This is a genomic window from Rubripirellula lacrimiformis (genome assembly GCF_007741535.1).
GTDB lineage: Bacteria > Planctomycetota > Planctomycetia > Pirellulales > Pirellulaceae > Rubripirellula > Rubripirellula lacrimiformis.
Genome location: NZ_CP036525.1, coordinates 7,305,894 through 7,329,832, shown reverse-complemented (window position 1 = coordinate 7,329,832; position 23,939 = coordinate 7,305,894). Strand labels below are relative to the sequence as shown.

13 protein-coding genes are annotated in these 23,939 nt (G+C 57.4%); 4 read left to right on the top strand and 9 right to left on the bottom strand.

Annotation, left to right across the window (positions count from 1 at the left end; genetic code table 11):
* Window positions 1-30 precede the first annotated feature (30 nt).
* Window positions 31-1,533 (top strand): DUF389 domain-containing protein, encoded by a 1,503-nt coding sequence (locus tag K227x_RS25535; RefSeq protein ID WP_145174665.1) that lies wholly within the window; start codon window positions 31-33, stop codon window positions 1,531-1,533.
* 16 nt (window positions 1,534-1,549) lie between these two features.
* Here K227x_RS25535 and K227x_RS25530 read toward each other — a convergent pair whose 3' ends face one another.
* The 5 genes from K227x_RS25530 to K227x_RS25510 all read right to left on the bottom strand — a co-directional run bounded on the left by K227x_RS25530 (window position 1,550) and on the right by K227x_RS25510 (window position 8,646).
* On the bottom strand, window positions 1,550-3,754 hold the full coding sequence (locus K227x_RS25530) for a secretin N-terminal domain-containing protein (RefSeq protein WP_145174662.1): 2,205 nt from the start codon (window positions 3,752-3,754) through the stop codon (window positions 1,550-1,552).
* A gap of 86 nt (window positions 3,755-3,840) precedes the next feature.
* Complete coding sequence (locus tag K227x_RS25525) at window positions 3,841-4,530, bottom strand: hypothetical protein (protein WP_145174659.1); 690 nt, start codon at window positions 4,528-4,530, stop codon at window positions 3,841-3,843.
* On the bottom strand, window positions 4,520-6,058 hold the full coding sequence (locus K227x_RS25520; RefSeq protein WP_145174656.1) for a hypothetical protein: 1,539 nt from the start codon (window positions 6,056-6,058) through the stop codon (window positions 4,520-4,522). Before K227x_RS25520 ends, K227x_RS25525 begins: the two co-directional genes overlap by 11 nt.
* Before the next feature lie 196 nt (window positions 6,059-6,254).
* Window positions 6,255-7,022, bottom strand: a complete 768-nt coding sequence (locus K227x_RS25515) for a lysophospholipid acyltransferase family protein (RefSeq protein ID WP_145174653.1) — start codon at window positions 7,020-7,022, stop codon at window positions 6,255-6,257.
* A 430-nt stretch (window positions 7,023-7,452) separates the two neighbouring features.
* On the bottom strand, window positions 7,453-8,646 hold the full coding sequence (locus K227x_RS25510; protein ID WP_246146255.1) for a XylR family transcriptional regulator: 1,194 nt from the start codon (window positions 8,644-8,646) through the stop codon (window positions 7,453-7,455).
* Between the two features lie 386 nt (window positions 8,647-9,032).
* On the opposite strand from K227x_RS25510, the gene K227x_RS25505 reads away from it, so the two are divergent.
* Both K227x_RS25505 and K227x_RS25500 read left to right on the top strand, forming a co-directional pair.
* On the top strand, window positions 9,033-11,645 hold the full coding sequence (locus tag K227x_RS25505; RefSeq protein ID WP_145174651.1) for a PSD1 and planctomycete cytochrome C domain-containing protein: 2,613 nt from the start codon (window positions 9,033-9,035) through the stop codon (window positions 11,643-11,645).
* A 205-nt stretch (window positions 11,646-11,850) separates the two neighbouring features.
* A complete protein-coding gene (locus K227x_RS25500) occupies window positions 11,851-13,317 on the top strand; it encodes a DUF1501 domain-containing protein (protein WP_145174649.1) in 1,467 nt (488 codons plus the stop codon).
* A gap of 16 nt (window positions 13,318-13,333) precedes the next feature.
* Here K227x_RS25500 and K227x_RS25495 read toward each other — a convergent pair whose 3' ends face one another.
* Entirely contained in the window at window positions 13,334-16,252 is a 2,919-nt protein-coding gene (locus K227x_RS25495) for a hybrid sensor histidine kinase/response regulator (RefSeq protein WP_218933528.1), read from the bottom strand.
* 957 nt (window positions 16,253-17,209) lie between these two features.
* On the opposite strand from K227x_RS25495, the gene K227x_RS25490 reads away from it, so the two are divergent.
* Window positions 17,210-18,112, top strand: a complete 903-nt coding sequence (locus K227x_RS25490; protein WP_218933527.1) for an alpha/beta hydrolase — start codon at window positions 17,210-17,212, stop codon at window positions 18,110-18,112.
* A gap of 168 nt (window positions 18,113-18,280) precedes the next feature.
* On the opposite strand, the gene K227x_RS25485 is transcribed toward K227x_RS25490, so the two are convergent.
* The 3 genes from K227x_RS25485 to K227x_RS25475 form a co-directional block, all read right to left on the bottom strand.
* Window positions 18,281-18,823 (bottom strand): C40 family peptidase, encoded by a 543-nt coding sequence (locus K227x_RS25485; RefSeq protein ID WP_246146253.1) that lies wholly within the window; start codon window positions 18,821-18,823, stop codon window positions 18,281-18,283.
* Window positions 18,824-18,890: 67 nt separating this feature from the next.
* Window positions 18,891-22,424, bottom strand: coding sequence for an efflux RND transporter permease subunit (locus K227x_RS25480; RefSeq protein ID WP_145174645.1), 3,534 nt, complete (start codon window positions 22,422-22,424; stop codon window positions 18,891-18,893).
* A 9-nt stretch (window positions 22,425-22,433) separates the two neighbouring features.
* A complete protein-coding gene (locus tag K227x_RS25475; protein WP_145174643.1) occupies window positions 22,434-23,891 on the bottom strand; it encodes an efflux RND transporter periplasmic adaptor subunit in 1,458 nt (485 codons plus the stop codon).
* Between the last annotated feature and the right edge of the window lie 48 nt (window positions 23,892-23,939).

Below are 23,939 nucleotides of genomic sequence, written 5' to 3'. Positions count from 1 at the left end.
GGGAACCCTCGCGAAAGAGAAATCGCTTCTATGAGTATCGTTTTCGTGATGGGATCCGAACAGGAACTGCGTTTTGGCGCCCCTTGGTGCCAGCGGATGGCCAATCTACGTCAGGCGGATGTGCATCTTGTCGTGCTGGGCGAGGACAGCAAGATTCTGACCGAGCAAGTCAACCGCAAGGCCATCGATTACCTGGGGATTGACGAAAAACGTGTGTCGGTACACAGCGTTGCCCGCGAACCCGAGCGGGTCATCGAATTGGCCACGTCGGTCGGTTGCAGCCAACTTTTGATGTCGTATCAGAACAGCGACCATCAGTGGCAGCAAGCCGTTTTTGAACAGTCGATCCATTCAACGGTTTGGATTCATATTGGTGGCGAAGGGCCGAATCAGGAGCCCACCAACGAAGAAAATGTGTCGGTCGCTGCCGATCCGCTTAAAAGCGCCGAGATGTCCGATGCAGCGATGCGTGCCTTCGCGATCGATCTGGACGGAGACGGGTTTTCACGTGGCATGGCCCAGCGATCATTGGGATTGCTTGCCGAGGCGACGATTCCGTTTGAAGGCACGTTAGCCGAAACCAACGATCCGTCCATCATCGCAACGGTCTTTGAAGATTTCGGTGTGACCGATCGGGACTTGGTGCTAGTGGCGGTTCACGCGGCTCGTGATTCCGATCCGGTGTACCGCTGGGCGCGGAAACGAATTTCGGCCGCCTCGCCTTACCCATTTGCGTTGTTGCACGACGGGGATTCGCTTGCCGAGACCGCAGCCGCAAGGATTCGGAAATGGTTCGCATCGATCGCTCCGCCGATGCAGCGTGAACAACGCATCGCGCTGGCGGATGACTTGGTCGAAGGTTCGCAGCCAAACCTCGAATTCTTGGGGTTGATGTCAGCGTCCTCCATGCTGGCTGCTTTTGGTCTGATGCAGAACTCGGCCGCGGTCATCATCGGGGCGATGTTGATCGCGCCACTGATGACTCCCATCATGGGTGCGGGCTTGGGATTGGCCCATGGGAACCGCCCGCTGTTTCAATCCTCTTTGCTGACGATCGCCCTCGGGTTTATCGGTGCCTTGGCGGCCAGCATGATGTTTGGATGGCTGTTCTGGCTGTTTCAAGAGCCGACGATCACCGACGAAATGTGGGCTCGCTGCAAGCCATCGCCTCTGGATTTTTGCGTGGGGTTGGTGGGCGGATTGGCAGCGTCCTATGCACGCACGCGGACTCACCTTTCATCGGCGTTGGCTGGCGCCGCAATCGCGGCGGCGTTGGTCCCGCCGATTGCCACTGCGGGTCTGCAGTTGGCATTTGGACAGTGGGAAAACACGGATCGCGGCTGGCCGGTCGTCGGCCCACTGTTGTTGGTTTCCATCAACGTGATCACGATCATGATCGGATCGTCGTTCATCTTGTGGGCGCGAGGGATGCGATCGGAAACCAAGATGGATATGCGAACCCGTTGGGCGCTGCGCATGATGGCACTGTTGTCCACCATCGCGCTATTGGCGCTCACCTGGATCTCTCACTAGCCGTCGTGGATCCGAGTCAAAGGCTACTTTGCGGGGCCACAATGACCGGTGCAAATTGGTCGCCATCATCGATCGGTGCGGCGTAAGGTTGTGACGGGCCCGTCGGCATGCCTTGCATCGGAATATGGTTTGTGCCAGGGTTGACGAGCGGATAGAACGTTTCGTTGGCGTCGATCCCCGGCGGCAGAACACCGTGCTGGGGAATGACGATGGATTCCACCATCAGCGAATCGCCCATCATGCCATCGATCGTTGAATCGTAAAGTCCGTCGCCGCCGATCATGGGCAGCCCCGGTGATCCCGCGTTGATCCGTGGTCGTCGGCAATGGTTGGGGCAGTACGGGTCCTTGCAGTTCTCCGTTTGTGGGCAAACCGACGCGTGTGCGATGTCGTCCAGCTGTTGGTTGGATACCCGAGCGGCTTCGCGTTCCCGAGCCGTCCCGTTGTAATAGGGCGAGATGATTTCAGGACGCAGAAAGACGATCAGTTCACTTTCGCGAACTTCGGTGTCGTGGCTGCGGAACAGATTGCCGACGTACTTGATGTCTTTCAGGTAAGGAATGCCACGCTGCGATTCAACGATCGACGTTTGACGTAGCCCGCCCAGCACAAACATCTGGCCGTTGCCCACGCGAACAATCGTTTGCGCCGTTCGGCTATCGATGACTGGACCCGATGCCGTGATCTCTGCGACCACGCTGTATTCCGGTTCAACGTTCAGTTCGATCGTTCCATCACGGCTGATCCGCGGTTGGACATTCAGGATCACACCGGCTTCTTTGAATTCGGTTTGTGTGAAGACCGCGTTCGAATTTTGCACCGGGTTGGCACCGACAATGGGGATTTGCCGGACGATTCGAATGGACGCTTGCCGTCGGTCACCGACGGTGATCGATGGGTCGGCAAGTAGCTTTGCTTCGGAGGTTGAATCGAGGGCTTCTAGAAATACGCTCGCTTCCATGCTGCCGGTCAACGTTCGGATGCCGATGCTGGTGGCTCCCGTTGTGGTCAGGTCCGAAGAAAATTTGGCGAACTTGTCGACCGATTCGGTCACGTTTTCCAGCAGATCGTTGCGACCGTTGGCCAGAGCCCGGATGTCGCGAGACCAGTTGACGCCCAGCTTTTCCAGTTCGGTCAGGCTGACGTCATAGATCATCGCCGTGATGCGAACCTGTTGGCGTGGTTTGTCCAGTTGTTCGATGATCTGATTGGCCAATCGCAAATCGGCGGGGGTGCCCTTGACCATGATGCGATTTTCTTCGGCAAAGATGGCAACGATCACTCCTTCGCCAAGCGCTTCGCGAAGCGACTCTGCCATCTCTTCGGCTTCGGTAAACTGCGGGGTGAAGTACGAGATGCCTGATAGAGTATTGGCCGAAGCGATCAACAGGGGTTCGACGGGGGCGTTGGCTGATTGTGCAGCAGACGCCTGGGCCGGTGACGGTGTAAGGCTGTCGAACAGGCTGCGGACGCGTTGGATACGCTCGGGTGCATCGATGACAAGCACCAGGTCCGAGCCGATCTTCTTAAGTTCGCCTCGTTCGCTAAGCAGCAAACTAGCGGCTTCAAGCGTCGATGCGTCCTCGCGAAGTGAGGGCGGTAACCGAAGTGTTTCCGAAGCAAAGGAAGGATCGTCGACGCCAATTTGGTCTGCCGACAAAACCACCAGACTGCTGCCCGTTTTTCGGTAGCTGTATCCTGACGAAGTCAGAATCGCTGCCAACACTTCGCTTAGTGGGGCATCATGGAACGACCCGCTGACGTCGCCGGAGACGTCTTCGCCGGCCACGATGTTGATGTGCCAAAGATCACTCAGCAGGAAGATCACTTCGGAAAGTGGGGTCTTGCGGAACGTCACCGAGCCGCGCATCTGCAATGCCTGGGCCACCGTCAGGGGCGCTGTTTCGCTGCCGGTCGGTTGCCCCGTTCCATCTGATGACGTTTGTTCGGCACCGGTCGATGGGCGTGGGTTGGCTGCGATCCGTGGGGTCGTCAGTGTGGCTTGGAAAGGCGACTTGTCGGCAGCGATCAAATTCGCGGCCGGTCGAATCAGATGGCTGGGAATGACCGATTGCTGGATCGGTTTCGCAGAGACCTGCGGGCCCAGGGACCAAGGGACCTGGCTCCAGCCAGTGGTGACGCACAACGCCACGCACAGTCCGGTGCCGAAGGCAACCGAGCGGACGCTGATCAGGTTGGTCTGGGGTTCGTTGCCATCCATGGCAAGTCTTCTTTCAGTCAGCGAGCAATCGGGGAACAGCGGTTCTGATCAACGCAATGATCAGCAGAATCGATCAAATAAATCGATCAGCGGATTGAATTCTGCGTCGAAACTGCGGCGATGTCTTCTAGGTCTCGTTCTTCTTCCGCATCGGTGGGTTCTTCCGCGACGGACAACCCATAGGCCACCAAACGCATTTCAAGCTTGATTGGTGATGCGGATGTGTTCGTTGGTCCTACCGTCACATTCTTTGTTGACATCAACCATCCTTGTTTGGAGATCGACTGGATGATGCCTCCGATGGCATCGAGTGAACCGTCGGCTTCGAGTTCAATGGTGTGGGATTGAATCACGAATCCGGATGGTTCTCCGTAGATTGGCATCGCGTCGTTTCGGGCGTCGTCGTTCTCGGATGCCCAAATGCGTGGATCGCTGGGGGTGATTTCAAGGCGCCGCAGTCTCGCTTTGGAAACGCGTACGATTTCGATCAGTTGTTCGCGAGCCGATTCGATCTTTTCTTTCGTCACGTTGCGGTTGAAGAATTGGCCGGTCTCCGATGCAATCGTTTGCTCGATCTTGTTCAGCGCGTCTTGCCGTTGTCGAACCGAAGTTAGTTTGCTTTCCAGTGCGTTCAGTTCGACCGCGTCACGTTGCAGTTCGTAATACTCGTTGATCCAGGGCACGCCTAGGCCGCCGATCGCCAACAAGCTGAATCCCAACAGGGCCGCTCGAGACACGCGATAGTAGGTCTCTTGCTGCGATTGACTAGGCTTCATTGCCGTCTCCCATCGTTTCGGGCGTGGCAGATCGCACGGTGGCCAATCGAATGGAAAACCGTGTTGCTTGGCTATCGTGTTCTGGTGTCGTGCCGTTGAGCGCTACTTGCGTGACCAATGGCAATCGGCGAAGTGTGTTGACCAATTCGTAAACCACCGATTCGTCCATCACCACTCCGGACATCAAGACGTGCCCATCGGACTCCACACGGAATTCATTCAGCTTGGCCGAATCGGGAAGACAATGGGTGATGTTGCGAAGCATCATCGCCCAATTCGGTTCTTGAGTTTGCCGAGCAATGGTGCGGAAGTGATTGAGTTGTTCGCGTTTGCGAGCCAGACGCGAGAACTTGACGTTGCTGGCGACGATTTCGGACTCTAGCGATTCGCGGCTCTGCGACGTGTTGGCGTGGCGGTTGCGTTCTTTGGATACCATCGCATAGGAACCGGCAACCAGCAGCGTGGCAGCGGCCACAGGCCAAAGCAGTTTGACCATCTGCTGGGGCCATGACAGGTCCGGTGCTCGTCGAACTTGGACCAACAGGTCAGGGACTTCGTCGGCGGTGACGTCGATCAACAGCGGAAAGACAGTCGCCACGGCCGGCACACAGTGCGGCGCCCGATCCTGTTCTGCGATGGTGTATAGGTGGGGCAGTTCGGGGACGCTCAGGATGCTAGCGCTTAGACCTCGAACGTTTCGCAGTGCTTCGATGGCTCGGGATGGCTTGTCGCCGTCGCCACAGATCAACAGTTCTTCGACGTCACCGGAGATGCCTCGCAAGTGACGGTGACAGAACCGTTTCAGCCGCGAAATGTGTCCATCCAATGCCTCGCGAAGTCCTTCTTCGCTGGTGGCGTTTGCGGGCCGATAGTCCAGTAACAGTCGGCCCGCGCTGGCGATCCCAACGTCCCACTGTTTGCCGGTTCCGTCGGCGATCATGATCGGTTGGTCGCCCCACAAACCCGCCTGTCCGACCAGGCGGGCAACGCCCACCAAGGATGGTTCGACCCACATCACTTCGATGTCGGCGCTTCGAAACGCATCGTAAACAAGCTGGATCAACGAACGATTGACAACACCGGTTACGGCATAGTCGGTGGTGGAATCGATCTTACGTCGCGCACCGCCGGTTACCTTTTCGCCCGGTCCCAGTTGCAGGTACCGAGGAATGCGAGTCGCTTGTCTGGACAACTCGTGATCGACTTCGGCTGCGGTCCCGATCGTGACTCGCGTGACGCAGAAGTCACCATCCAACGACACAGCGATCGGCATCCGTCGCATGTTGTGGCGTTCGACCAAACCTTCTAAGGCTTCCACCAATAGTGGGTAACCGGCTGCGCTGAGCCAACCATCGGGGGCATCGCATTCCAAGTTGTCGATCTGGATGTGGAATCGTTCATCTTGTGTGGGGGTCGCGATCGCGACCTGCATCTGATGGCTCTCGATCCGAAGCCCAAAGCACTGGCGTGCCGCCACATCGCTTGGATGCTGGGCGCGGCTGTTGGCTTTGCGATTCGTCGCGGGCATGATGCGGGATGTTCCGAATGACCAAAGTTGCCCCGGATTTGGGCAGCATGGACCATCGCCGAACAGTTCGGCAGGCCCCTAGGTGGTCAGTTCGGATCGAACCGCTGGGTGAATCAACGCATTTTGGTTGCGTTCGATCCGCATCCGCCAACTTTGCAACGGCGGTGTCGGAATTGTCGGTTATCCGGCCCCGGGACTAGGCGACGCGAGTCGCCGCAGCCGTTCGTTGATCAGCGTCATCCGTGATCAAAATGGGACTGTCGTCGGATCGATTGCATCCAGCGGGCAAATCCGTATCGGTATCGATGACGGCTAGGTTGACCGGAGGTTCAGGACGCTGTTGGGGGTCATGTTTGAATTCCAACGCGTGCAAGGCATGCCCGACCGTTTCAGCCACACGGCGGACATCGTCGTCAGGCCCCACCGTGATCGGTTCTCCGAAATAGATGTCAATCATCGAAAATGGCTTGGGAACCTGCATGCGATCCCAGGTTTTTGCAAACACCCAGCGCCGTGCGGGGACGACCAATACAGGCAAAACGGGCGTTTCGGTTTTTTGAGCCAGGAACCCGGCTCCTTTCTGGGCCACCCCACGCGGGCCCCGCGGGCCATCGACGGCGATCACCGCAGGCCATCCGGCTTGCACGTGTTTCACCAATGCGTGCAAAGCTGTGGCGCCGCCTTTGCGGTTTTTGCCGCTGCTGCCACGAACCGGGGTCTTTCCGCACAACCGTAGCGTCGGAACGATCATTTCGCCGTCGGCGGATCGCGACACCATGGCCCCAGTCCCCTGCTCGCCAAACATGCCAGCGGCAACCTGTTGGGAATGCAGTTGGGCAAACACATACGAACGACCGGTCCGTCGGCGAATGTCGGCCCGCGGATCGTTGTGAATTCGCACCCGACAGGTCCAGCGGAGTCCGTAGACTGCGAATCCGATCAACCAAGGGACCAAGCGTTTCATCGTGGAGGCTTTCTGAACCCGAACTTAGCGAAGACAAGAACCGTCGAGGTTCCAGGTATACGAAGTCTGCGAAGCTTGGAAAACGCCAATCTGGTACATCCGTTTCCAGATTCAGCGGATCCCCCCCGCGCCAGAGCATGTCGGAGCCAATGTGTTGCGCTGCGGATGTCGTCAACGGTCTGTCGGATTGGGTGAGCCGCGACGCGTGAGCGGCCGGGAATCCCCCCCATGCTGGGCCGGGAATCTTGGCGAGTTGCGATACGAAGAATGCCCAGAACGTGGAGAGAGAGAGGGGGGGGGAGTGCTTGGTTGCCGGATCGGCGTCGCAGCGCTCCTGGATCCGGCCTACTTCACTTCACTACTTCACCTCACTACTTCACTTCACTGCTTCACTTCACTGCTTCACTTCGCTGCTTCACTTCACTGGGGATCATCCGACTGATGATCGGAATTGTCCCGGGGTTTGCCCAATTTCTCGTTTGAAGACGACGCTGAAGTACTCGGAGTGTTTGAATCCGGTCAGCGAAGAGATTTGTGCCAGCGATAGATCGGTGTCGCATAACAGTTGGCGCGCCCGTTTCATCTGCACGTCGCGAATTTCGGCCTGCGGCGATCGGCCGATCGAGCGGCGAAATCGACGTTCCAGCGAACTGCGTGCAATCGGGACTTCACGCAGAATTTCTTGCACGGTCAAACCCAAACAGGCTCGTTCGCGGATGATCTTCAACGCCATCACGACTTCCTTGTCTTCGATCGCCATCACATCGGTCGAGTGCCGCGATGCAACGCCCAGTGGTTGGACCAGGCGGATCGTGCGAGCCGGTTTTTCGCCATGCATCAAACGATCCAGCAACGCGGCGGCTTCGTAACCAATGCGTTCGGCAGCCGGCACCACGCTCGAAAGCTGCGGTTGGCAGAAGTCGCAAATGACTTGGTCGTTATCGACGCCGATGACCGCCACCTGATCGGGAATCGAAAGTCGGGCCGATCGACAGGCCTCCAGCACATGTTGGCCGCGAAAGTCGTTGCAGGCCATGATCCCGATCGGTTTCGGCAAACTTTGCAGCCATTCGACAATCTTCGCTTGCTGTTTTTCCCAGCCGCTGCGACGCGCCTGGGACCAATCCGATGCATGGCAATGTGCCTGGTGGCCGCGTTCACCGACGGCTGCCGAAAAACCGATCCGCCGCTCGGTCGACCAGTGATGATCGCTGAACCCGCAAAACGCAAAGTTCGTCAAACCGCGTTCGATCAAGTGCTCCGCTGCCATCCGTCCGATCGCTGCATGGTCGTTCCAGATCGCCGGAATTCCTTGATCGCCATAGATGTCGGTCAAATTGACGGTGGGAATGCCCCACTTCAAAATGATGTCCGCCATCTCCGGCGTCGTCGATCGTGTGATGATCCCGTCGCCGTCCCAGCGTCGTAGCCATGCCGGCGGTGAAACCAACAGCTCTCGCAGGTCCAGCTGTACCGACCATGATGGCGCTTCGACCATGTAACGGCTGATCCCTTCCAACACACCGCGACCGAACGACATCGCTGTCTCAACGATCAGCAACACATTCGGGCGATCGCCTTCGCGTGGAAGACCGGTCGATTTACCGCGAATCGTTTCTTTCATAGGGTTTCTAGCCGAGTGTCGCCGCAAGTCATGGAGATCAGGGGTGCAGAATGGTCTTCACAAAACGTTGATCGCACGCTGGATAACGATTGTTGCCAAGTTTGAGACATTTTGCCAGGTTCCGCCGTAACCGACACTACGCTCGATCGTATCGTAAATCAGGGGGCCAATCGATTCTTAGACGCCGTTTTCTAGTAAAATATGTGATAAGAGTCTCATTCGCAGAACCTTGATTCTCATTGGCAGGCCTCGCTGAACGGCTAGGATGAGTAGCCTGGAAGCGTCCCGCAAAGGCCGTTTGACGGGGGTTTCCATTCCCCAAGTCCCCACCTGTTCTGATCCCGCCTGTCCTCTCCGGTTCTCTCATGACCCACCTCGGTTCTCTCATGACGAAGTGTTCGCGACGATCTGCTAGCAACACGTTCACGCGTGCTGGCCTGTCGGCAGCCGATCGTCGCTGTTCGGCGACCCGCTTGCCCCAGTTCGGAATATCTAGGTTCGGAATCACGACGATCGGCCAGTCCTGGTTCGCAGTCGCCGCGGCGGTGGTGTTCGCGTTGCCGCTGGGAATCCCTGCGACCGCGACGGCCGATGAACCGTCCGAAACCGGCCGCTCGGAAACGGATCAAGTTGAACCCGTCGCCAAGGTCGATTTTGCACGTCAGGTGCAGCCCATTCTTGCTAAGCGGTGCTATGCCTGTCACGGCCCGGACGAAGCCGAAGGCGGACTGAAGTTTGTCGATAAAGAGTCCGCGTACGCCGAGACGGATTCGGGCGAATTCGCGATCGTGCCAGGCGATGTGGATGCCAGCGCATTGATCACGCGGATCATGTCCGACGACCAGTATGAACGGATGCCGCCCGAAGGTGACCCGGTCACGCCCGAAGAAATCGAAATCCTGAAGGCCTGGATCGCCGCCGGAGCGCCATGGAGCGACCACTGGGCCTTTGAACCGATGGACAACCCCAAGCCACCGGTGGTCAGTGATCCAAATTGGAACCAGCATCCCGTGGATGCGTTTATCTATGACGATTTGGCCGCCGCGGGGCTGTCCCCCAATTCACCAGCGAAACGAAGCGAACTGATTCGTCGCGCCTACTACGACCTGACCGGCTTGCCACCGACGATTCAACAGGTCAAGGCGTTTGTCGATGATCAGGACCCATTGGCTTTCGAAAAGATCATCGACCAGTTGTTGGATTCCGATCAGTACGGCGTTCGTTGGGGACGGCATTGGTTGGACTTGGTTCGCTATGCCGAAACAAATTCGTTCGAACGTGATAGCGTCAAAACCAATGCGTGGAAGTATCGCGATTACGTTATCGATGCATTCAACAACGACAAACCCTATGACCAGTTCGTTCATGAACAACTAGCCGGTGATGAACTGGACAAGGTCACGACCGAATCGTTGATCGCAACCGGATACTATCGGTTGGGGATCTGGGACGATGAACCGGCCGACCCGCTGCAGGCTCGTTTCGACGAGATCGACGACATCATCACGACGACCGGCCAGGCGTTTTTGGGTCTGACAATCAACTGTGCTCGCTGCCACGACCACAAGATTGATCCGATCCCACAAGCGGATTATTACAGCATGGTCGCCTTCCTAGCCGACGTGACGTCCTTCGCGACTCGCGGCGACGGCGCCACCAACAACCAGATCGACGTGACGCCACCCGATGTCGCGGCCCAACATCAACAGTGTGATGCCGACCAAAAACGTGTCGAATCGGCAATGCACGCGATCGAACAGGCGGGCATCGCGAAGATGTCGGCGCCCGATCAACGGGCCACCGAAGGCAAACCCAAGGCTCGCCAACGGGTTCTGAATGCCCGGCTAGAAGAAAACCTGGACGCCCAACAGTGGGAAACCTACCAAGGGTTGGTGATCGAGGCCAAAGCCATCCGGAAACGACGCGGTGCTTTGCCCCGACGGGAAACCGTGATGGGACTAGCCAAATGCGAGGCCAAGCCAGAGCAAACCTTCGTGCTGTTCCGTGGCAATCCGCATTCACCGGCGGATCCGGTTCAGCCGGACTTTCCCAAGATCTTTGGCGAACAACCACCTAGCTTTCCTGAACCGGGGCCCGATGCCACATCGGCCGGACGTCGACGTGTGTTGGCCCAGTGGATGACCCAGCCCGAGAATCGCTTGACCGCGCGGGTGATGGCGAACCGATTGTGGCAGTTCCACTTTGGTCGCGGCATCGTTCGCAGCAGCAACAATTTTGGGCAACTGGGAACCCCACCCACCCATCCGTTGTTGTTGGATTGGTTGGCCCAGCGTCTGATCGAAGGCGATTGGAAACTGAAATCGATGCACCGGCTGATCATGTCCAGCCGCGCCTACCAGATGTCGTCGTCCAGCAACGCGCAAGGCGAATCGGTCGACCCCGACAATCAACTGTTTTGGCGATTCGATCCACGTCGTCTGAGCGCCGAGGAGGTTCGCGATTCGATCCTGGCGGTCAACGGGACGTTGAATCGGCAGGTCGGCGGTCCCAGTTTCTATCCCCAAATGTCGGCCGAAGTACTTGCGGGCCAATCGCGTCCGGGGGACGGTTGGGGACAGTCGACTCAAGATCAACGCAACCGCCGCAGCGCCTACATTCACGTCAAGCGATCGTTGTTGTCGCCGCTGTTGACCGCGTTCGATTTTCCCGATCCCGACCTGACTTGCGAAGAACGGTTTGCGACGCTGCAGCCCGGCCAAGCGTTGTCGTTGTTGAACAGCGATTTTGTGCACCAGCAGGCCACGGCTTTGGCCGTTTCGGTGGGCAGCGATCAATTGACCGAACCGTCGGACAACCCTCGGATTGTGCGACGCACCATTCGGTCGGTGCTGCAGCGGGAAGCCAGCGAGGACGAAGTTCGCGCCGGTGACCAATTGATCCAAGATCTGCAGAACGAATTCAAATTGCCTCGCGGCCGCGCGGTACAGATGTTCTGTTTGTCGGTTCTGAACTGGAACGAATTCATGTTTGTTGATTAATCCGCCTGGCGCTTGGTCGGTCCATGGACCCGGCGCTTGGTCGCAACATGGACCCGGCGTCCCATCGCGACGACTTTCCATCGCAACGACGCTGCGGCGCAGCATCGATACAGCGTTTCAACGCACCACGGACGTCGCCGTCGTGGCCACGAACACAGCGACGGCGTCCTTCATCACACCCGCCCTTCAAGCCTTCCCGAATCTTATGACCATCAACCGAAAACGAACTGGTTTCTGCGGACGGACTCGCCGCGAATTTCTATGGCAATCCGGCGCCGGTTTCGGTGCTGCGGCAATGTCATCGATGCTGTCGCGTGACGGATTCTTTGGCGCCTCTGCGGGTGCGTCGGAGTCGGCGTTTCGCAATCCACTGGCCGCCAAGCCCCCGCACTTTGCACCCAAAGCAAAGTCGGTGATCTTTTTGTTCATGTATGGCGGACCCAGCCATATCGATACGTTCGACTACAAACCAAAGATGAACGGGATGGACGGCAAGACCGTCGACGTCAAAACCTTTGGTCGTGGTGGTCACAAGGCGGGCGGTCGGATCGTCGAACCCCGTTGGAAGTTCAAACAGCATGGACAATGTGGCAAGTGGGTCAGTTCGCTATTTCCGAACGTTGCCAAGCATGTCGATGATATCGCGTTCTTGCATTCGATGACCGCCGATTCGCCGATCCACGGTTCGGCGATGTTGATGATGAACAGTGGCAAGATTTTGTCGGGCAATCCGGCGATCGGGTCTTGGGTCAACTATGGCTTGGGCAGCGTCAACGAAAACATGCCTGGATTTGTGGTGATGTTGGACCCCACCGGCGGTCCCATCAGCGGTGCCAAAAACTGGAGCAGCGGATACATGCCGGCGACCTATGCCGGTACCGTCTTTCGCAGCAAAGGGGCGCCGATTCTAGACCTGGCTGCCCCTGCTGATTTCCCCGAAGGCGTCCAGCGAACTCTGATCGATTCGATTCAGAACGCGAACACGCAGCACATGGCGATGCATCCGGGGAATGACGATTTGGCATCTCGAATCGCAAGCTATGAACTCGCCTACAACATGCAGTCGACCGCTCCCGAAGCCGTCGACCTAGCGGGTGAAGACGCCCAAACGCTGGCCATGTACGGAATCGATAAAGAGGGGACGCGAGACTTCGGTACACGCTGTTTGATGGCCCGTCGCTTGGTCCAACGTGGGGTGCGATTTGTCCAACTGTACAGTGGCGGTGCCCACAACGATGACAACTGGGATGCGCACGGCGATTTGGAAACCAACCACAACAAGCACGCCGGTCATACCGATCAACCGATTGCGGCCTTGTTGGCTGACCTAAAACGCACCGGCATGCTGGATGAAACGCTTGTCGTATGGGGTGGAGAATTCGGTCGTCAGCCGACCGCCGAATACGCCAACGGCAGCGGGCGTGACCACAACGCGTACGGTTTCACGATGTGGATGGCCGGCGGTGGAATCAAAGGCGGTGTCAGTCATGGGACGACGGACGAATTGGGCGCCGCGGCGGTCGAAAATCCGCTGCATGTCAAGAATCTGCACGCCACCATTCTGCATCAATTGGGGCTCGACCCAAATCACTTGTCGTACTTCTACAGCGGGCTGGATCAGAAACTGGTCGGTGTGGAAGAGGTCGAACCGATTCATGAAATCATCGCTTAACCCGCCTGGGCGGTCGTTATGCGATGGACTGGTCCAGCGACGCCAGCGAGTCGATCAGTTTTTGAAAGTCGCGAATCCGGAACGGCTTGCTGAGGAACGCGTCGGCGCGCAGGGCGTCCGTTTCCATGATGTGGGATGCATCATCCGAAAAGCCGCTGCATATGATCACTCGCATGTCGGGCAATCGGCGGCGAATTTCGATCAGGGTTTCGCGGCCTGACATGTCCGGCATGGTCAGGTCTAGCAGGATGAAATCAAAGTTGGAATCGTCTTCTAAGATGGACAGCGTCTGCTTGCCGCCATTGGCGACATGGGCTTCGTGTCCAAGGTTCGTCAGCAGCAAGGATGTCGACTTGCGGACCGCTTCGTCGTCGTCGACCAACAGAATGCGTTGACTTCGGGCGGCCGTGGGTTGCGGCTTGGCTGATTCGATGGGGACTTCTTCGACGCTGCGTTTGGACCTTGGCAAATGGACATCCATCCGCGTGCCCTTGCCAAGATCGGACTGGCACGTCATCCGGCCACCCAGTTGTTCCACAACACTTAGCGATGTCGAAAGGCCCAGCCCGGTTCCTTCACCGACCGCCTTGGTCGTGAAGAATGGTTCGAAGACATGGCGAAGGGTTTCCGCCGCGATGCCGACACCGTCGTCGGTCACCGAAATCTGCACGCATTCACCAATCCCCTCGCGGACAGTGTTGATAGCGCTCAACTCAATCGTCCCCACCGCGTGTTTGGCTGCATCGCGAGCGTTGAAGCAAAGGTTGATCAGCACCTGTTGCAGTTGAGCCGCATTGGATTCGACCGGCCACAGATCGGGTGCAATGGAAACGCGAAAGTTGATGTTCGCTTGGAACGTATTGCGAAGCATCTCGGCCGTCTCTTGGATCAAATTCGCCGTGCAAAGTGTCTTGGATTCGATCGTCGTTCGCCGCGAAAACGTCAAGAGTTGACGATTCATCTCGCTGGCCTTGTCGACCGCCATGGTTGCTGCTTGAGAGTGTTCGCGAATCCGATCGTCGTCGGCGCCAAGCGAAGATAGCAGTTCCAACCGGGCACCGATGACCTGCAACGCGTTGTTGAAATCATGCGCAACGCCACCGGCTAGCCGTCCGATGGCGCTGATCTTTTGGGATTGCAGGTACTCTTCTTCGATCTGTTTCTTTTTCGAAATGTCTTCGAAAGTCACAATGCGTCCCAGGTGTCGGTCGTTGGTGTCCACGACCGGGGCGGTATAGACCGATAGCCATCCGGTGGGATGGACCGACTGGAATTCGCGTGCGGCGGTCAGTGTCGGGTCGCGAAATGACTGGTCCCAGAATTCATGGAAATCCTGCGAGTCCGCGAATCGGCTCAACAACACACAGCGAAGGGTCCGGTCGGCGCCGTCACCCACTGCGATCTGGTTGCCAAAGATTGCTTGGATGTCTTCGTCCACCTGGGCGACACGGTTGTCCAGGTCCAGCACCAATATGCCGTCCCGCACCGCCCGTGTGGCCGCCATGATGCGAGCGTTCAGGGAACGTAGTTCTTCGGTCGCCATCCGAACTTGATGTCGCAGGCTTCGTTGCCAGAAAAACGCCGTCGACGCCAATGCGCCGAATCCCAGCAGCATCAAGGCAACGGTCCTGGATTCCAGTTGGACCAAGCGGGACGCGACCACGATGTCGCTGGTACGATCAATCCGCAGCAGGAAGGGTTCGCCGGTTTGCAGGGCTGTTGGGGAGTCGACCGTTCCGGTCAGTTGAACCCAATCGCCAGCTTCGATCCCGGAGAATTGTTCCCGAATCGGAACTGCCAGATTGCGAGGCGTGATCCAAGCCGAAAAATTGGTGCCTTCGTCGTCCAGTTTTAGCTGAGCGGCATGGTCGCTGAAATCGATCGATCGTACCCGTCCTTGGGTGCGGACGCGGTGGAACATCAATTCGCGGTCGATGATGTCCGAAGCACGAGTCGCGACGGCGGCAGGGAAAGTTGACGCTAGCCCCGTCGAGATCCATTTTGCTTCGCCACCCGGTTCGTTGGAATCGGTGGGGGTGACCGAATACTCAATCCTGCCGCCGACTTGAAGCCTGGGACTGTCGATGGTTTGGATTCGAGATCCGTCCGTCAACACGTAGTCTTCGCCGATGTATGTGATCTGACCGGTTTCGTACTTCCGCTGTTGGATCGATGCTGGGTCGGCTGGTTCTTGGATCTGTAACTGTTCGGGCGACATCGACAGGATGCGCACCGGAGACTCGCTTAGCGGCGAAGCCTGCGGATTCGTTTCCATCACGCCGGTAACGGTCACCGTCGCCCCCAACAACGTCCGAAGTTCCTCGATCGGCATCGCGAAGCCAACGTAGATCGATAGCAGACGCTGAGGGTCCTTCAGGTCTAGGCGAATCAATCGCGGGCTAACGAAGACGTTCTTGACGACTCCCGTGTGGACGACGTAGCGGCTTAGGTTCGCTACGCCGCCGTCAATCGCCGGAACGGTCATCAATGAATCCACATCGCCGCGACCCAGCAACTCCACATAGGTGCAATTCAGAATCGTCGTGTTCGGTGAACTGGTTCCGCGAATCCGCAGGCGGTCCCCCAGTCGCGCACCCATCAATCGCTGGCGATACTCTGTCGGCGCTACGCACCAATCGCTGCGAAGTCCTTCAATGACCCGAAATCGGTTCCATTCACGGGTTTCGAAAACCAGCTGCGCTTCAATGTCAAACGCGTGTGATCGGTCTGGATGGGCGTTGCGAGTCTGGGTCAGCTCGTTCAACGTTTCCGCAAGCGTATCGTCCACGTCGTGTCCCAGCACCGAGCCAGGAAATGCGAAACCTGACAACAGAATCAAAGCTGCGATCGCGACGGTTCGGCGGCGGAATTGGTACACCAGTGGAATGCCCACATGCATGGATCGAAACCCAAGCTTGGCTTGTCGACGCGACATACCGATGAGTCCCATGATTAATAACTCTGCCGACGCTGGGGAAATGGAGAACAATTCACGCAAGTTTGGCACAACGATCTGTCATTCTGGGACGCGGGCGACAAGCTGATTCAGCGACAGCATTCCCCTTTATCAACCTGCGGGGGGGCCCGGTCAACATGAATGACTCGATTCCCAGAACGAAGTTTGGACGCAGTGGCCGTCGGCAAGATGTGTCCGAGTGACTGTGTTTCTTCCATTCTCGCACCCCCAAAGGCCTCCTGGCCTGTCAAACCGTCACCACGAGAGCGCGGAAATTTCCGTTCATGAATTTAGGAGGAAATCTTTTGCCCCCGCGTCCTCCCTCCACGACCTAGTGCCGATGGGTACACCATTGCGACCGATTCCGTCCGCCCAGCACACTGAATCGCAGATCGCAATGGAGCGCTGTCTTCCAAAATTGTATCGATCCGAATCCTCTTTGTCGTTGGACGTTTCGCTGGCCTGCGTATCGGTCCGATCAACCACGGTGCGACCCGGGCTTCGAAGTGCCCGGGCATCGATCGATTGGTTGCGGCCGTCCGGTTTTTGCTGGCATTCGAAATGGTTCTCCTGCGGTCGAGCCCCGGCCGGCAAAGAACAGCAGACCGGAATCCCATGGGGACATGACCCAGGCCGGAATCTGGTATCCCTGTGCCTGGCTCCGGTGCAACGGCGGGATAGGTGACGGCGGGATCGATGACGGCGGGATCGATGACGAAACGCTGAACGGCGTGGGCGGTTTGGGATTTGGGTATACTGCTACCCGCCCTTCTCCGCCTAGCTCCCCAAACACCGGGCTCCCGAAACACCGGGCTCCCGAAACACTGGGCTCCCCAAACACCGGGCCCCCACAACACCGGGCCCCCAAACACCTGCTCTGAAAACGCTTCGCTCCCAAAACACCTCGACGAATCTCTTTGGCACCACGGAAACAATATGAAGACTTTCGCTATCCAGATCTTGGCATCACTGATGTTGCTTGCCTCTAGCGTTGCCTCGGCCCAAACCAGTCACCACAGCGTCGTGAAAGACGTCTGCACCATGACGAGTCAGATTCTGGGGGGCGAGCGGAATTATGCGATCTATCTGCCCCCGGGCTATGAAACGTCCCAACGCAGTTATCCGGTTTTGTATCTGCTGCATGGTGCCGGGGACGATCAAACCGGATGGATTCAGTTTGGTGAGGTTCAGCACATTGCCGACAAAGCGATCGCCGATGGGGTGGCAACGCAGATGGTGATCGTGATGCCCGATGCGGATACCGGCAAACGTGGGTATTTCAATGACATTCGCGGCGAATGGAATTACGAGGATTTCTTTTTCGACGAATTGATCCCGCATATCGAATCGACCTACCGAGTCAAAGCGGACAAACGCTATCGCGCCGTTGCGGGGCTTTCGATGGGAGGCGGAGGCGCCTTCATGTATGCGATGCACCATCCCGAATTGTTTTCCTCGGCGTGCCCGTTAAGTGCCAGCACGGGGTCGAAGAATTTGGATGACGCCAAAGCACGCTACAACCGACCGCGCCGTGATGAATCGGATGCCGAGCTAGAACCGGTCAGTGACGAAACTATCAAAGCCTACGTTGAACGGCACAGCGCACTTCTGTTGGCTGAAAACATGCCGGTGGACGATTTGAAAAGCGTTCGCTGGTACATCGACTGTGGTGACGACGATTTCCTTTACGAAGGAAACTCACTGGTCCACATCGCACTGCGAAAACGTGACGTTCCTCACGAGTTTCGAATCCGAGACGGTGGACACCGGTGGAGCTATTGGCGATCGGCGCTGCCGAACGTGTTGCAGTTCGTATCGGAATCGTTTCATCAGAATTGAACCGGGTGTTGGTTTCGGATCCGGCGTCCACGTTGCCCATCGGCTGGCGATCATTGCCAATCGGCCAGCATTGTCAATGATCCGATCGATGTTGGGGGGCGTGGGCGAGAGCCCGTGCTGCACGTTCCTAAAGTTGAATCGAGCCAGCGCCCGGAAACATCGTGGCGGCTAGTGGTCGTGGGCTTCTTCTTTGAAGTCTCCGGAGTACGGAGTTCCGTCGATCAGACCTGTCATCGTCCCTTCGTATTCCTGCACCACGCCAAGTTTTTCGTGGGTGCCAACGAAACGCGATGCTGTGCCAGCGGGATCTTGTTCCTGTGGCGATGGGGCTAACGTTACCGTCATTTCGGGATCCTTGATTCGCAGTTCGATCGATTCGGCGTCGATCGGCGTGGCCGTGGATTCGTCGCCGCCCAATACATAGACGGTTGCCTGTTGCTGGTCGTGATCGACGGTGAACTCGACGTGATACTTGCCGCCGCCCCAGTCGGCGATCACACCCTGGTGAGGCCCGATTCCATGAGCGTGGCCGGCCACGTCATGATCGTGCGAGCCGTCGTCGGCATGATCGTGTTCATGTTGGTCGGTCGTGACAGCATCCGTCGCGTTTTGTTTGCAGCCCGTTAGGCCAACAGAACCAGCGAGCATCAGCAGTAAGAAAAACGATCGGGTGGTGGTCATTGGATTGATCTGCATCGGATTGATCTTCATCGAATTGGGCCTTGGGGTTCGAAAAGGGACTTCGTTGGATTCTTCGTTCGGCAAATGTCGGCATACATCAAGGCATGGCTAGTTCGTCCTCCTTGGACGGTTGCTTGGCAAGTCGTGCGGCGTCTTTGCCGCTGAATTTCCAGAACAGTCCGGGGTGGATCAAGAATTCACAAAACGTCGACGTGGTTAAGCCGCCCAAGATGACGGTCGCCACCGGATACAGGATCTCACGCCCAGGTTCTTGCCCGCCCACGACCAGCGGGATCAATCCAATCCCGGCCGTTAGGGCTGTCATCAACACGGGTGCAAGCCGTTCCAGGCTACCACGCACCACCATGCCGGGTGTGAAGTCCTCGCCTTCTTGATTCATCAAATGGAAGTAGTGGGTCACTAGTAGAATGCCATTGCGAACCGCGATCCCTCCCAACGAAATGAATCCGACCAGACTGGCCACCGTCAGGCTTTGCTGAGTGATGACCAAGGCGGCTACGCCGCCGACAAAAGCGGTCGGTAACGCGTTCAGGATTTGCAACACGATCCGCACGGACGGAAACAGGATCAACAGCACCACAAACATGCCTGCGACGGACAGACCCGCCAACAAGAAGATCAGCTTCGTCGCTCGTTGTTGGCTTTCGAACTGGCCTCCGTATTCGATGAAGTAGCCGATCGGCAAATCAATCTGGTTAGCGATGCGTTGTTTGATTTCGTTGACGGAACCGGCCAAATCACGTCCTTCGGTATTGCATCGGATGACGATGCGACGGCGTGCATTTTCGCGGTTGATTGAATTGGGGCCTGTGCCCTGGGTGACATCGGCGACTTCACGCAGTTCGATCTGCCCACGCTCGGTCTGACCTGGGATATGTGGCAGGTCAATGCGGATCCGATCCAAATTGGCATAGTCGGTCCGATACTCCTCTTCGAGTCGCACCATCAGGTCAAATCGGCGTTGCCCTTCCAGCACTTGCGAAACCACTTCGCCTTGCAATGCAGTTTGCAGCACGTCGGCAACGTATTTGCGGGTCAGCCCGTGAAGTGCCAGATCATCGCCACGCAGTTCAATATGCAACTCTGGTGTTTCGCGGATGGGTTCAACGATCGGCGGCGTGATCCCAGGGACGTCTTGGATCGAACCCTTCACCTGTTCGGCGATCTGTTGCAGGGTATCGAGATCGTCGCCGTGAATTTTGATCGCGATCTGGGCATAGACGCCCGAAATCATATGGCTGATCAAATGGGCCAGCGGTTGTTCGACTTCGATGTCAACGCCTGGGGCTTCGATGCTGATCCGTTGCCGTAGCCGCGATAGAACTTCCTCGCGATCGGTCGATGACGCCGGATTCATGCTTAGGATGTATTCGCCAAAATGGACTGGCGATGCGTGTTCGTCCATTTCAGCGCGACCGGTTCGACGAACGAAGTGCAGGATCTCGCCGTCGGGTTGATCGTTGCTCTTCTGCATCGATCGAAATACCGAATCGATCGCTCGGGATACCTGATTGGACGCCTGCAGCGACGACCCTGGTGGTAGGGTCACGTTGACTTGAATGCTGCCCTCGTCAAAGGGGGGAAGAAAGTTCTTGCCAAGCTGCGACATCTGCCACGCGGACACGGCCACGGCAATCCAAGTCAGGATCAACAGTGTGCGGGGAATCGCCATGCTGGTTCGGATCAACGGTGTCGCGAGACGTTTCATTCCGCCAAGCAAGAACCCATCGCCTTGGCGGTGAGTCGCGCCAGAGGTCGGCAACAAATAGTACGACAACACCGGCGTGACGGTCATGGATACAACGAACGATGCCAGGATGGAAACGATGTATGCAAAACCCAGTGGCGTGAACAGTCGCCCCTCCACACCCGACAATGCGAACAATGGCAAGAAAGACAAAATCACGACGCCGGTGCCGAACACGATGGAACTGCGAACTTCTCGGCTCGCTTCGAAGACAATGACGATCGATGATTTTTGGTCCTCGATGGGCAAGTTGTGATTCTGTCGAAGCCGGCGAAAAATGTTCTCGACATCGACGATCGCGTCGTCGACCAATTCGCCCATCGCCACCGCAATGCCGCCCAACGTCATCACATTGATTGACAATTCGTTCCCGCTGATGAACCCAATCACGCGGAACACCAACGTCGTCAACACCAGTGACAAGGGGATGGCGGTCAGGGTGATGAACGTTGTCCGAAAGTTCAACAGGAATAGAAACAGTACGATGATGACCAGCGTGGCACCGATCGCCAGCGCCTCGGCAACATTGAAAATGCCACGGTCGATAAAGTTCTTCAATCGGAACAGTTCGCTGTTGACGATCACGTCGGCCGGCAACGAGGTTTCGACCTCGCGAAATGCCTCTGCGATGTTGTCGGTCAGTTTGCGAGTATCAACGTGCGGTTGCTTGACGATGGTAAACACGATGCCCGGCCGCCCATCAACGCTGCCATCCCCGCGTTTGAATTGTGGCCCTTCGGTAACGCGAGCCACCTGTTCAAGCAGCACCGATCGCTTGGGGTTGTTGCCGACCGGGACCTTCTTTAGATCGTCGATGACGGATTGCGACAGCGATCCCAGTCGTCCAAGAATTCGGATGGGGCGTTCGGTTTCGCCCGTGACGGCGAATCCACCGCTGGTGTTGATGTTGCTTTGACGCAGAGCGAGTTCGACGTCTTGGACCGTCACGTCGTACTGCAACAACGCGGTTGGATCGATCAGAATTTGGTACTGCTTGCGGTCGCCACCCAACATGAACACTTCCGCGACGCCGGTCACTTTCAGCAGTCGCGGCCGAATGATCCAATCGGCGATGGTGCGCAGTTCTAGTTGCTGTTTGGCATCGGTATGGAAGTGGGCTTGATGCGTTGTTTGATCAATTTTGATCGTCGCCGTGCCGATTCGTTGCGGTGGTTCCGGTGGGGTGCCCGCGAATGATGTTGGATTGGATCCGTTGTCGACGAGGCGTTCATCAGGACTTTCCTGACGCGGGTCTTCGGTCCAATGAATGCTGACCGGTTGGACTTTTTGCCAGCTTGAAACGTCATGCCGATCGATCGGGTTCCATACTTCGATGTCGGGTTGGCCTTCGCCTGGATCGACCCATTCGGCGATCATTCGGGTCTTGCCGATCTGCGAAAGTCGACCGCCGTTGGGCCCGTTTTGGCGATACAGCCCCGCGACCACAATCTGTCCCATGATCGACGACGGCGGGGTCATCTGGGGGCGAATGCCATCGGGCAGGATGCCTTCTAGGGTCGCTAGACGTTCTTGAACGGTTTGCCGGGCCGATCGAATCTCGGTCGACCAATCGAATTCGATGTAGATGACGTTCAGCCCAGCGGTGGATTGGCTGCGTACGGCCTGGACGCCGCTTGCGCCCATCAACGCAATCTCGATCGGCTGCGTCACCAGCGTTTCGACTTCCTCGGTCGCCAAACCGGGGGCCTCGGTGATGATGACGACGCGGGGGCGGTCAAGGTCCGGAAAGACATCGATCGGCATCTGCGTGGCCAGGAACGATCCATACACCAACACGACGATGCTGATCACAAGGACCAGAAATCGATAGCGAAGCGAAAATCGAATGATGGAATCAAGCATGCATTTGTCCTAGTGAGCGGCGTGAGTGGTTCCATCGGGATGCACATGCAGACCCGGTTGTGCACCACTGGCTGTTTGTGCCCGTAGCACGCGGTTCAGTGAGGCCGCAGAACTTTGTGCTAGATAGGATCCCGGCGGAATGCTGCCGTCGTTGGCGACCACTGTCCACAACCGGTCTTCGCGCTGCACGTGCACGGAAAGCCGTTTGAAAAGATCACCGTTCTGGCGGAACACGTACGCTTCGGGCCCATCACGGACGACCGCCGCCGCAGGCAGCACGATCACGTCAAGGAACGATTCAACCGGGATCTGGATGCGAACACGTTGGCCGGGACGAAACCGCCACACCAGGAATTCGTTGCCCGACTTTTGGTAGGATCGCGATTGATTCATCAGCGGCACAAAGAAGTCGAAGGTTCGACTGTTGGTGTCTATTGAATTCGACAGATGGCGGATCTGGAACGATGGTTGGATGGTTTCCCATTCGTCACCGCGATCGTCAGTAAAATCAATCGTGACCGGTCGACCTTCCTGGGTTGCCTGTTCCAGGAACGTTGCTTCGCGTTTGAAAGCGTGCCCGACCACATACAGTAATTGGTGGTTCGATAATTTGGCGAGCAACTGGCCGGCTTGGACTTGTTGTCCCATTTCAACGCTCAGTTCCTGCACTTCGTAGGCAACCTGGTTTGCCGCGGAACGGTCCTCGGTCTTGTCCGATGCCGCTGTTGGGGCGCCGGTCGTAGTGTCGCTGGTCGTAGTGTCGCTGGCCGGGGTGTCGGCCGATGAATCTGTCGCTAGCGGTGGTGGGGCGGTGACATCGATGGTCGATACAAATTGACCCTGCTGTTCCACACGATCGATCTGCTGGGGCTGCAGCCCGCGAGTCAGCAGGTCTTGCCGCGACGATTGGATGACGGCTCGCTGGCGAGTCATGTTGGCCGCCAATTCAATCATTTTGGCTTTGGAAACGGCACCGGTTGTGGCGGCCGCGGACAAACGATCGATCTGTTCTTGGATGATGCGAGTTTCTTGGTTCGCCTTGAACAGTTGCGTCTGCGTGTGTTGCAGATACTCGCTGAACAGTCGCAGCGTGAACAAGCCATCGCCAGGCCGGATCGTGTCCCCGGGGAACGCATGGACTGCGGTGACAATCCCCACGGCGGGTGAGGTCACGCCGCGATCGGACTGGCCGGGACGATCGGCGATGACGCCTGGGATCGTCACCGAACGCCAATACGTTTGCGGTCTTGCCGGAGCCGATACCAAGCCCAGGTTCTTTCTCGCTTGGACGCTGATCTCTAGCACCGTCTGGTCTTCGTCTGGTTGTGCCGGTGGACGATTGGACTGGGCTTCAGCTGCCGGTCGGACCGGAAAAAGTTCCGCGCGGAAAGACCACAGCGCAGCGGCGGCCACGATCAGGATTGTCGGTCCTATGAAAGTGTTGAAACGGAACCGGTTGGGTTTCATCGGAACGGATCCTTCGTTGGAAGTGCAGCAGACAACCCAAGGGGATCG

Bases quoted from the DNA above. Each gene is read 5' to 3' on its own strand.
- K227x_RS25510 (WP_246146255.1), bottom strand. From the start codon at position 8,646: ATGAAAGAAACGATTCGCGGTAAATCGACCGGTCTTCCACGCGAAGGC.
- K227x_RS25485 (WP_246146253.1), bottom strand. From the start codon at position 18,823: ATGAAGATCAATCCGATGCAGATCAATCCAATGACCACCACCCGATCG.
- K227x_RS25495 (WP_218933528.1), bottom strand. From the start codon at position 16,252: ATGTCGCGTCGACAAGCCAAGCTTGGGTTTCGATCCATGCATGTGGGC.
- K227x_RS25475 (WP_145174643.1), bottom strand. From the start codon at position 23,891: ATGAAACCCAACCGGTTCCGTTTCAACACTTTCATAGGACCGACAATC.
- K227x_RS25515 (WP_145174653.1), bottom strand. From the start codon at position 7,022: ATGAAACGCTTGGTCCCTTGGTTGATCGGATTCGCAGTCTACGGACTC.
- K227x_RS25490 (WP_218933527.1), top strand. From the start codon at position 17,210: ATGAAGACTTTCGCTATCCAGATCTTGGCATCACTGATGTTGCTTGCC.
- K227x_RS25500 (WP_145174649.1), top strand. From the start codon at position 11,851: ATGACCATCAACCGAAAACGAACTGGTTTCTGCGGACGGACTCGCCGC.
- K227x_RS25530 (WP_145174662.1), bottom strand. From the start codon at position 3,754: ATGGATGGCAACGAACCCCAGACCAACCTGATCAGCGTCCGCTCGGTT.
- K227x_RS25520 (WP_145174656.1), bottom strand. From the start codon at position 6,058: ATGCCCGCGACGAATCGCAAAGCCAACAGCCGCGCCCAGCATCCAAGC.
- K227x_RS25505 (WP_145174651.1), top strand. From the start codon at position 9,033: ATGACGAAGTGTTCGCGACGATCTGCTAGCAACACGTTCACGCGTGCT.
- K227x_RS25525 (WP_145174659.1), bottom strand. From the start codon at position 4,530: ATGAAGCCTAGTCAATCGCAGCAAGAGACCTACTATCGCGTGTCTCGA.
- K227x_RS25480 (WP_145174645.1), bottom strand. From the start codon at position 22,424: ATGCTTGATTCCATCATTCGATTTTCGCTTCGCTATCGATTTCTGGTC.
- K227x_RS25535 (WP_145174665.1), top strand. From the start codon at position 31: ATGAGTATCGTTTTCGTGATGGGATCCGAACAGGAACTGCGTTTTGGC.